Origin of the sequence: Mesorhizobium sp. M0626, from assembly GCF_040320665.1 — a bacterium.
In the GTDB taxonomy this organism is placed as follows: domain Bacteria; phylum Pseudomonadota; class Alphaproteobacteria; order Rhizobiales; family Rhizobiaceae; genus Mesorhizobium.
Genome location: NZ_JAMYQD010000012.1, coordinates 234,918 through 242,870 on the forward strand (window position 1 = coordinate 234,918; position 7,953 = coordinate 242,870).

17 protein-coding genes are annotated in these 7,953 nt (G+C 61.7%); all 17 read right to left on the reverse strand.

All coding sequences use genetic code 11. From position 1 onward, the window contains the following. A complete protein-coding gene (gene rpsH / locus NKI37_RS17540; protein WP_006205453.1) occupies positions 1-399 on the reverse strand; it encodes a 30S ribosomal protein S8 in 399 nt (132 codons plus the stop codon). A 12-nt stretch (positions 400-411) separates the two neighbouring features. Continuing rightward, positions 412-717: a 30S ribosomal protein S14 gene (gene rpsN / locus NKI37_RS17545; protein ID WP_010909282.1), complete on the reverse strand. Its 306-nt coding sequence runs from the start codon at positions 715-717 to the stop codon at positions 412-414. Between the two features lie 27 nt (positions 718-744). Then, positions 745-1,344, reverse strand: a complete 600-nt coding sequence (gene rplE / locus NKI37_RS17550; RefSeq protein WP_023672755.1) for a 50S ribosomal protein L5 — start codon at positions 1,342-1,344, stop codon at positions 745-747. Next, a complete protein-coding gene (gene rplX / locus NKI37_RS17555) occupies positions 1,337-1,651 on the reverse strand; it encodes a 50S ribosomal protein L24 (RefSeq protein WP_013531428.1) in 315 nt (104 codons plus the stop codon). The genes rplE and rplX overlap by 8 nt, the downstream gene beginning before the upstream one ends. A 12-nt stretch (positions 1,652-1,663) precedes the next feature. Beyond that, on the reverse strand, positions 1,664-2,032 hold the full coding sequence (rplN, locus tag NKI37_RS17560) for a 50S ribosomal protein L14 (protein ID WP_006205457.1): 369 nt from the start codon (positions 2,030-2,032) through the stop codon (positions 1,664-1,666). Positions 2,033-2,104: 72 nt separating this feature from the next. Next, entirely contained in the window at positions 2,105-2,344 is a 240-nt protein-coding gene (gene rpsQ, locus NKI37_RS17565; protein ID WP_010909280.1) for a 30S ribosomal protein S17, read from the reverse strand. An 11-nt stretch (positions 2,345-2,355) separates the two neighbouring features. Beyond that, positions 2,356-2,556: a 50S ribosomal protein L29 gene (gene rpmC, locus NKI37_RS17570; protein WP_006205459.1), complete on the reverse strand. Its 201-nt coding sequence runs from the start codon at positions 2,554-2,556 to the stop codon at positions 2,356-2,358. 13 nt (positions 2,557-2,569) lie between these two features. Next, positions 2,570-2,983, reverse strand: a complete 414-nt coding sequence (rplP, locus tag NKI37_RS17575; RefSeq protein WP_006205460.1) for a 50S ribosomal protein L16 — start codon at positions 2,981-2,983, stop codon at positions 2,570-2,572. A 26-nt stretch (positions 2,984-3,009) separates the two neighbouring features. Beyond that, on the reverse strand, positions 3,010-3,735 hold the full coding sequence (rpsC, locus tag NKI37_RS17580) for a 30S ribosomal protein S3 (protein ID WP_023672753.1): 726 nt from the start codon (positions 3,733-3,735) through the stop codon (positions 3,010-3,012). Beyond that, on the reverse strand, positions 3,735-4,124 hold the full coding sequence (gene rplV, locus NKI37_RS17585; RefSeq protein ID WP_006205462.1) for a 50S ribosomal protein L22: 390 nt from the start codon (positions 4,122-4,124) through the stop codon (positions 3,735-3,737). Before rplV ends, rpsC begins: the two co-directional genes overlap by 1 nt. A 2-nt stretch (positions 4,125-4,126) precedes the next feature. After that, positions 4,127-4,405: a 30S ribosomal protein S19 gene (rpsS, locus tag NKI37_RS17590; RefSeq protein ID WP_006205463.1), complete on the reverse strand. Its 279-nt coding sequence runs from the start codon at positions 4,403-4,405 to the stop codon at positions 4,127-4,129. A 16-nt stretch (positions 4,406-4,421) separates the two neighbouring features. Continuing rightward, positions 4,422-5,255 carry a 50S ribosomal protein L2 gene (gene rplB / locus NKI37_RS17595; RefSeq protein WP_023706515.1) on the reverse strand — a complete coding sequence of 278 codons (834 nt, stop codon included), beginning with the start codon at positions 5,253-5,255 and terminating at the stop codon, positions 4,422-4,424. 23 nt (positions 5,256-5,278) lie between these two features. Then, complete coding sequence (locus tag NKI37_RS17600) at positions 5,279-5,572, reverse strand: 50S ribosomal protein L23 (RefSeq protein WP_023672751.1); 294 nt, start codon at positions 5,570-5,572, stop codon at positions 5,279-5,281. After that, a complete protein-coding gene (rplD, locus tag NKI37_RS17605; protein WP_023698816.1) occupies positions 5,569-6,189 on the reverse strand; it encodes a 50S ribosomal protein L4 in 621 nt (206 codons plus the stop codon). Before rplD ends, NKI37_RS17600 begins: the two co-directional genes overlap by 4 nt. Continuing rightward, positions 6,189-6,917, reverse strand: coding sequence for a 50S ribosomal protein L3 (rplC, locus tag NKI37_RS17610; RefSeq protein ID WP_023691244.1), 729 nt, complete (start codon positions 6,915-6,917; stop codon positions 6,189-6,191). The genes rplD and rplC overlap by 1 nt, the downstream gene beginning before the upstream one ends. Positions 6,918-6,978: 61 nt before the next feature. Continuing rightward, the gene (gene rpsJ / locus NKI37_RS17615; RefSeq protein WP_010909272.1) at positions 6,979-7,287 is read right to left on the reverse strand and encodes a 30S ribosomal protein S10; all 309 of its coding nucleotides are present in this window, start codon (positions 7,285-7,287) and stop codon (positions 6,979-6,981) included. 69 nt (positions 7,288-7,356) lie between these two features. After that, a partial coding sequence (locus NKI37_RS17620; protein ID WP_352791469.1) for an EF-Tu C-terminal domain-related protein occupies positions 7,357-7,953 on the reverse strand: 597 nt, incomplete at its 5' end.

A 7,953-nucleotide genomic window follows, 5' to 3' on the forward strand; every position in this document is an offset into this window, starting at 1 on the left:
TTAGAAAATCTGGCAGAGGATTTCGCCGCCGACATTCTGTTCGCGTGCTTCGTGATCGGCCATCACGCCCTTCGGCGTCGAAAGGATGGCGATGCCGAGGCCGTTGGCGACGTGCGGGATCGACTTGGCCGAGACGTAAACGCGGCGGCCAGGCTTCGAGACGCGGGCGATTTCGCGCACGACCGGAGCACCGTCGAAATACTTCAGCTCGATTTCGATTTCGGACTTGCCGTTGTCGAAGTCGGTCTGGCTGTAGTCGCGGATATAGCCTTCAGCCTTCAGCACGTCGAGGACGCGGGTACGCAGGCGCGAGGCCGGCGTCGAAACGCTCGACTTCTTACGGCCATACGCGTTGCGGATGCGGGTCAGCATATCGCCGAGAGGATCGCTCAATGACATGTTATGTCCTCCTTACCAGCTCGACTTGACCAGGCCCGGGATCTGGCCGTTATTGCCGAGATCACGAAGCGCGATGCGCGATACTTTGAGCTTGCGATAATAGGCGCGCGGACGGCCGGTAACTTCGCAGCGGTTGCGGATGCGGATCTTGGCCGAGTTGCGCGGCAGGGCAGCAAGCTTCAGCTGAGCGCGGAAACGCTCTTCCATCGGCTTGGACTGGTCCATGATGATCGCCTTGAGCGCTGCGCGCTTGGGACCGTACTGGTCGGCAAGCTTGCGGCGCCTGTTGTTCTTCTCGACTGAGCTGGTCTTTGCCATTTCAGATTTTTCCTTTTCTCGCTGCCGTTACTGGCGGAAGGGGAAGTTGAAGGCCTTGAGCAATGCCCTGGCTTCGTCGTCCGTCTTCGCAGTCGTACAAACGATGACGTCCATGCCCCAGATCTGATCAACCTTGTCGTAGTTGATCTCCGGGAACACGATGTGTTCCTTGATGCCCATGGCGTAGTTGCCACGGCCATCGAAGCTCTTCGGATTCAGTCCGCGAAAGTCGCGGACGCGCGGCAGTGCGATGTTCACGAGACGGTCGAGGAACTCGTACATGCGTTCCTTGCGCAGCGTGACCTTGGCGCCGATCGGCATCTTCTCGCGGACCTTGAAGCCGGCGATCGAATTACGGGCGCGGGTGACGACGGCCTTCTGGCCGGCGATCATCGCCAGGTCTTCGGCCGCGATCGAAGGCTTCTTCGAATCCGCGGTCGCTTCGCCGACGCCCATGTTCAGCACGATCTTGTCGATGCGCGGAACCTGCATCTCGTTCTCGTAGCCGAACTGCTCCTGCAGCGCCTTGCGGATGGTCTCGTTGTAGACCTGCTTGAGGCGCGGCGTGTTCTGGGCCTTGGACTGTTTGCTTTCAGCCTTGGGCTTCGTGGTTTGAGCCTTAGCCATTGATGACTTCTCCCGAGCGCTTGGCGACGCGCACCTTCTTGCCGTCCTTCTGGAAGATGAAGCCGACGCGGGTCGGCTTGCCATCCTTGGGGTCGGCCAGCGCGATGTTCGACAGCTGGATCGGCGCTTCCTTGGTGATGATCCCGCCCTCTTGGGACTGGGACTGCTTCTGGTGACGACGGATCATGTTGACGCCGCGCACCAGCGCGGTGTCTTCCTTCGGCTGAACCGAAAGGACTTCGCCCGAACGGCCCTTGTCCTTGCCGGCCAGCACGACGACCTTGTCGCCTTTTCTAATCTTTTGCATTGGTCCGGCTCCTTACAGCACTTCAGGCGCGAGCGAGATGATCTTCATGTGGTTCTTGGCGCGGAGTTCGCGCGGAACCGGTCCGAAGATACGCGTGCCGATCGGCTCTTTCTTGTTGTCGACGAGAACGGCCGCGTTCTTGTCGAAACGGATCACGCTGCCGTCCGGGCGGCGGATGTCCTTGGCCGTGCGAACCACGACCGCCTTCATCACATCGCCCTTCTTAACGCGGCCGCGCGGAATGGCTTCCTTGATCGACACCACGATGATGTCGCCTACGGAAGCGTATTTCCGCTTCGAGCCGCCCAGCACCTTGATGCACATGACACGACGGGCGCCGGAATTATCCGCGACGTCGAGGTTTGTTTGCATCTGAATCATGACTGGCCGCCTTCTTCTCTTCTAACGGGACGGGCTCAAAGCCCCTCCCCGGTCTGTCCAAAATTCGGTTTGTTACGCCTGGTCCGAAGACACGACGATCCAGCGCTTGTCCTTGGAAATCGGCTTCGATTCCTGGATGAACACCTGATCGCCGACCTTGTGGGCGTTGTTCTCGTCGTGCGCCTTGTACTTCTTGGTCATGCGCACGGTCTTCTTCATCACGGGATGCGTGAAGCGCCGTTCGACCTTGACGACTACCGTCTTCTCGTTCTTGTCGCTGACGACAGTGCCCTGCAGAATGCGCTTTGGCATGATTTTCGTCCTTAAGCCTTCTTGGCCGCGGACTTTTCCGCAGCGATGGTCTTGATACGCGCAATGTCCTTGCGAACCTGCCGCACGCGCGCGGTCTTCTCGAGCTGGCCGGTGGCCTTCTGGAAGCGCAGGTTGAACTGCTCCTTCTTCAGGCTGGCCAGATCGTCGGTCAGCTGGTCCTGGGTCTTCGTCCGGATGTCTTCGGCTTTCATGATCAGCCCGTCCTTATTCTGCGATGCGCTGTACGAAGCGCGTCCTGACCGAGAGCTTGGCCGCGCCGAGACGCAGCGCCTCACGGGCGGTTTCTTCGTTGACGCCGTCGATCTCGAACATGATGCGGCCCGGCTTGACGCGCGCCGCCCAGTAATCGACAGCGCCCTTGCCCTTGCCCATGCGCACTTCGGTCGGCTTCGACGTCACCGGCACATCAGGGAAAATACGGATCCACACGCGGCCGGCACGCTTCATCTCACGAGTGATCGCGCGGCGGGCCGCCTCGATCTCACGCGCGGTGACGCGGTTCGGCTCCAGCGCCTTCAGCCCGAAACCACCGAAATCCAGGTTGGTGCCGCCCTTTGCGGTACCATGGATACGGCCCTTGAACTGCTTGCGGAACTTTGTGCGCTTTGGCTGCAGCATCGTTCTAACTCCAAATTCCTAAATAATCAGGCGTTTTCGCGACGACGACCGCGTTCGCGATCACCACCACCGCCATGCGCAGCATCACCCTCGGTCGCGCGACGCTCCGAAGCCATCGGATCGTGCTCGAGGATTTCGCCCTTGAACACCCAGACCTTGACGCCGCAGATGCCGTAAGCCGTATGCGCTTCGGCCGTGCCATAGTCGACATCGGCGCGCAGCGTATGCAGCGGCACGCGGCCTTCGCGGTACCATTCCATGCGTGCAATCTCGGCGCCGCCGAGACGGCCGGCGCAGTTGATGCGGATGCCTTCGGCGCCCAGGCGCATGGCCGACTGAACGGCGCGCTTCATGGCGCGGCGGAACGCGATACGACGCTCGAGCTGCTGGGCGATCGACTGGGCGACCAGGGTCGCGTCGATTTCCGGCTTGCGCACTTCAACGATGTTCAAGTGCGTCTCGGACTTCGTCATCTCCATCAGCTTCTTGCGAAGCTTCTCGATGTCGGCGCCCTTCTTGCCGATGATCAGACCCGGACGCGCCGCATGGATGGTGACGCGGCACTTCTTGTGCGGACGCTCGATCACGACCTTGGAGATCGCAGCCTGCTTGAGTTCCTTCTCAAGATACTTGCGGATCTTGATGTCCTCATGCAGCAGCTTGCCGTACTCGCCGGTGTTCGCGAACCAGCGCGAATCCCAGGTGCGGTTGATGCCGAGGCGCAGACCGATCGGATTGACTTTCTGACCCATTATGCGGCCTCCCCTTTTTCTTCGACTTCACGAACGACGATCGTGAGGTGCGAGAACGGCTTTTCTATACGGCTGGCCCGACCGCGGCCACGAGCATGGAACCGCTTCATGACGATCGACTTGCCGACATAGGCTTCCGCCACGATCAGCGCATCGACGTCGAGGTCGTGGTTGTTTTCCGCGTTGGCGATCGCCGATTCCAGCGTCTTCTTGACCGTGCCGGAAATCCGCTTGGCCGAGAATTCGAGATCGGAAAGCGCTGTCGCGACCTTCTTGCCGCGGATCAGCGCGGCAACCAGGTTCAGCTTCTGCGGGCTGATACGGATCGTGCGCAGAACGGCGCGCGCTTCGTTGTCAGCAAGCCTGCGCGGAGCTTTGGCCTTGCCCATGATTATTTCCTCTTCGCCTTCTTATCCGCGCCGTGACCGTAATAGGTCCGGGTCGGAGCGAATTCACCGAACTTGTGACCGACCATGTCCTCGTTCACCGAGACGGGAACATGCTTCTGGCCGTTGTAGACACCGAAGGTGAAGCCGACGAACTGCGGCAGGATGGTGGAGCGACGGCTCCACATCTTGATCACCTCATTGCGACCACCTTCACGAACCTTGTCCACCTTCTTGAGAAGGTAGCCGTCGATGAAGGGGCCTTTCCAAATAGAACGAGTCACTTGGCGTTACCTCTTCTTAGCTCTTGCGCTGATGGCGCGAGCGCAGGATGAACTTGTCGGTCGCCTTGTTGGACCGCGTCTTCTTGCCCTTGGTCGGCTTGCCCCACGGGCTGACCGGATGACGGCCACCGGAGGTGCGGCCTTCGCCACCGCCATGCGGATGGTCGACCGGGTTCATGGTCACGCCGCGATTGTGCGGGCGCTTGCCGCGCCAGACCGTGCGGCCGGCCTTGCCGTCGTTGATGTTGCCGTGGTCGGGGTTCGACACGGCGCCGACGGTGGCCATGCAGGAGCCGTGAACGACACGCTGCTCGCCCGAGTTGAGGCGCAGGATCGCCATGCCCTGATCGCGACCGACCAGCTGGCCGTAGCCACCTGCCGAGCGGGCAACCTGGGCGCCCTTGCCCGGCTTCAGCTCGATGTTATGGACGATCGTGCCGACCGGCATCGAGGCCAGCGGCATCGCATTGCCCGGCTTCACGTCGACCGATTCACCGGCCACGATCTTGTCGCCGGCGGCAAGGCGCTGCGGAGCGATGATGTAGGACAGCTCGCCATCGTCATACTTGATCAGCGCGATGAAGGCGGTGCGGTTCGGATCGTATTCAATGCGCTCGACCGTGCCGACGACGTCGAACTTGCGGCGCTTGAAGTCGATGATGCGGTACGAACGCTTGTGACCGCCGCCGATGAAGCGGGCCGTGATGCGGCCGTGATTGTTGCGGCCGCCCGACTTGGTCAGGCCTTCGGTCAGGCCCTTGACGGGCTTGCCCTTGTAGAGGCCCGAGCGGTCGACGATGACCAGCTGGCGGGTGCTCGGCGTTACCGGGTTGAATTTTTTAAGTGCCATGTTTGTTGTCCTCGCGGCCTAGCTCAGAGACCCGTCGCGACGTCGATCGACTGGCCGTCGGCCAGTGTCACAATCGCCTTCTTGACGTCGCTCTGGCGGCCGATCGTGCCGCGGAAGCGCTTGATCTTGCCCTTGCGGACAAGCGTGTTCACGGCCGTAACCTTGACGCCAAACAGCGCTTCGACAGCGGCCTTGATTTCCGGCTTCGACGCCTTCTTGGCGACGTTGAAAACAACCTGGTTGTTCTCGGAAGCCATGGTCGACTTTTCCGTGATCGCCGGCGAGACGATCACGTCGTAATGACGGAGGTCGGTCATTTAAAGCGCTCCTCGAGAGCCTCGACGGCGGCCGTCGAAAGGACCAGCGTGCCGCGGCGCAGAATGTCGTAGACGTTGATGCCCTGGATGGGCAGCACGTCGATGTTCGGGATGTTGGTCGCCGCCAGCTTGAAGTTCTGGTCAAGCTCGGCACCGCCGATCACCAAGGCGTTGGTCAGGCCCAGCGTCGCGAAATTCGCGATCAGCGCCTTCGTCTTGGCCTCGGTCAGCTTCAGCTCGTCGATGATGATGATCGACGCGCTCTTGGCCTTGGCCGAGAGAGCATGCCGCAAGCCCAGAGCGCGCACCTTCTTCGGCAGATCGTGCTCGTGGCTGCGAACGACCGGGCCGTGGGCCTTGCCGCCGCCGCGGAACTGCGGAGCGCGTGCCGAATGGTGACGGGCGCGGCCCGTACCCTTCTGCTTGTACATCTTGGCGCCGGTGCGCGCGATTTCGGCGCGGCCCTTGGCCTTGTGCGTGCCCTGCTGGCGCTTGGCCAGCTGCCAGCGCACGACGCGCTGCAGGATGTCCTCGCGCGGATCAAGGCCGAAAATCTCCTCGGAGAGTTTCACCTTGCCGGCGTCCTTGCCGCCAAGCGTTGTGATCTTGAGATCCATTATTCTGCTCCCTCTGCGGCCGGAGCCTCGTTCGTGGCAGCGCTAGCTGCAGCAACCGGGCGGATCGCGGCAGGCTTCGGCGCATTGGCCGGCAGTGCCACCTTGGCCGCATCGCGGACCAGGATCCAGGCGCCCTTCGATCCGGGAACCGCACCGCGGATCAGGATCAGGCCGCGATCGGCGTCGGTCGAAACGATCTCGACATTCTGTGTGGTGACGCGGGTGTCGCCCATGTGGCCAGCCATATGCTTGCCCTTGAACACTTTGCCCGGATCCTGACGCTGGCCGGTCGAACCGTGCGTACGGTGCGAAACCGAGTTACCGTGCGTCGCGCGGCCACCACCCATGTGGTGGCGCTTGATGACGCCCTGGAAACCCTTGCCGATCGTCGTGCCCGTCACATCGACCTTCTGGCCGGCGACGAAGTGCTCGACGGTGATCTCGGCGCCGACATCGATCATGTTGTCGGCGGAGACGCGGAACTCGGCGACCTTCGCCTTCGGCTCGACGGAAGCGGTCGCGAAATGGCCGCGCATCGCCTTCGACGTGTTCTTTACCTTGGCAAGGCCAACGCCGAGCTGGACGGCCGTATAGCCGTTCTTCTCCTGCGTGCGCTGAGCCACGACCTGGCAGTTCTCCATCTGGAGAACGGTGACGGGAACATGTTCCCCGGCATCATTATAGATGCGGGTCATTCCCACCTTCTTTGCAATCACACCTGAACGCATCGGTTCAATTCCTTTAGAGTTCCGGGCCAGGGGCACCGCCCCTTACCGCGCTCTCATTCCCTTAGAGCTTGATCTCGACGTCGACACCGGCGGCCAGATCGAGCTTCATCAAAGCATCGACCGTCTGCGGGGTCGGATCGACGATGTCGAGCAGACGCTTGTGCGTGCGCATCTCGAACTGCTCGCGGCTCTTCTTGTCGACGTGAGGCGACCGGTTGACCGTGAACTTTTCGATCCGCGTCGGCAGCGGAATGGGGCCGCGGACGTTTGCTCCGGTGCGCTTGGCCGTCGACACGATTTCTTTCGTCGAGGCGTCGAGCACGCGGTGATCAAACGCCTTCAGGCGGATGCGGATATTCTGTCCGTTCATGCGTCACTTCCTTGTTCTGGCGCGGCGCGGGCAAATCCTGCGCCCGCGACAGATCGGTTTAAGTCCAAATTACTCTTTGATGGTGACGACGATGCCGGCACCGACGGTGCGGCCGCCTTCACGGATGGCGAAGCGCAGCTTCTCTTCCATGGCGATCGGCACGATCAGCTCGACATCGACCGTGATGTTGTCGCCGGGCATAACCATTTCCGTGCCTTCCGGCAGCGACACGATGCCGGTCACGTCGGTCGTGCGGAAGTAGAACTGCGGACGGTAGTTGGTGAAGAACGGCGTGTGACGGCCACCTTCATCCTTGGTCAGGATGTAGGCTTCGGCCACGAACTTCTTGTGCGGCTTCACCGTACCGGGCTTGGCCAGAACCTGGCCGCGCTCGACGCCTTCACGATCAACGCCGCGCAGCAGCGCGCCGATGTTGTCGCCAGCCTGGCCCTGATCGAGCAGCTTGCGGAACATCTCGACGCCCGTGCAGGTCGTCTTGGTCGTCGGACGGATGCCGATGATTTCCAGTTCCTCGCCGACCTTGACGATGCCGCGCTCGACGCGGCCGGTGACGACCGTGCCACGGCCCGAGATCGAGAACACGTCTTCGATCGGCATCAGGAACGGCTTGTCCAGCGGACGAACCGGCGTCGGGATGTAAGCATC

Excerpts from the sequence above, each read along its gene's own strand:
- rpsH (WP_006205453.1), bottom strand. The coding sequence starts at position 399 with ATGTCATTGAGCGATCCTCTCGGCGATATGCTGACCCGCATCCGCAAC.
- rpsN (WP_010909282.1), bottom strand. The coding sequence starts at position 717 with ATGGCAAAGACCAGCTCAGTCGAGAAGAACAACAGGCGCCGCAAGCTT.
- rplE (WP_023672755.1), bottom strand. The coding sequence starts at position 1,344 with ATGGCTAAGGCTCAAACCACGAAGCCCAAGGCTGAAAGCAAACAGTCC.
- rplX (WP_013531428.1), bottom strand. The coding sequence starts at position 1,651 with ATGCAAAAGATTAGAAAAGGCGACAAGGTCGTCGTGCTGGCCGGCAAG.
- rplN (WP_006205457.1), bottom strand. The coding sequence starts at position 2,032 with ATGATTCAGATGCAAACAAACCTCGACGTCGCGGATAATTCCGGCGCC.
- rpsQ (WP_010909280.1), bottom strand. The coding sequence starts at position 2,344 with ATGCCAAAGCGCATTCTGCAGGGCACTGTCGTCAGCGACAAGAACGAG.
- rpmC (WP_006205459.1), bottom strand. The coding sequence starts at position 2,556 with ATGAAAGCCGAAGACATCCGGACGAAGACCCAGGACCAGCTGACCGAC.
- rplP (WP_006205460.1), bottom strand. The coding sequence starts at position 2,983 with ATGCTGCAGCCAAAGCGCACAAAGTTCCGCAAGCAGTTCAAGGGCCGT.
- rpsC (WP_023672753.1), bottom strand. The coding sequence starts at position 3,735 with ATGGGTCAGAAAGTCAATCCGATCGGTCTGCGCCTCGGCATCAACCGC.
- rplV (WP_006205462.1), bottom strand. The coding sequence starts at position 4,124 with ATGGGCAAGGCCAAAGCTCCGCGCAGGCTTGCTGACAACGAAGCGCGC.
- rplB (WP_023706515.1), bottom strand. The coding sequence starts at position 5,255 with ATGGCACTTAAAAAATTCAACCCGGTAACGCCGAGCACCCGCCAGCTG.
- NKI37_RS17600 (WP_023672751.1), bottom strand. The coding sequence starts at position 5,572 with ATGACCGACCTCCGTCATTACGACGTGATCGTCTCGCCGGCGATCACG.
- rplD (WP_023698816.1), bottom strand. The coding sequence starts at position 6,189 with ATGGATCTCAAGATCACAACGCTTGGCGGCAAGGACGCCGGCAAGGTG.
- rplC (WP_023691244.1), bottom strand. The coding sequence starts at position 6,917 with ATGCGTTCAGGTGTGATTGCAAAGAAGGTGGGAATGACCCGCATCTAT.
- rpsJ (WP_010909272.1), bottom strand. The coding sequence starts at position 7,287 with ATGAACGGACAGAATATCCGCATCCGCCTGAAGGCGTTTGATCACCGC.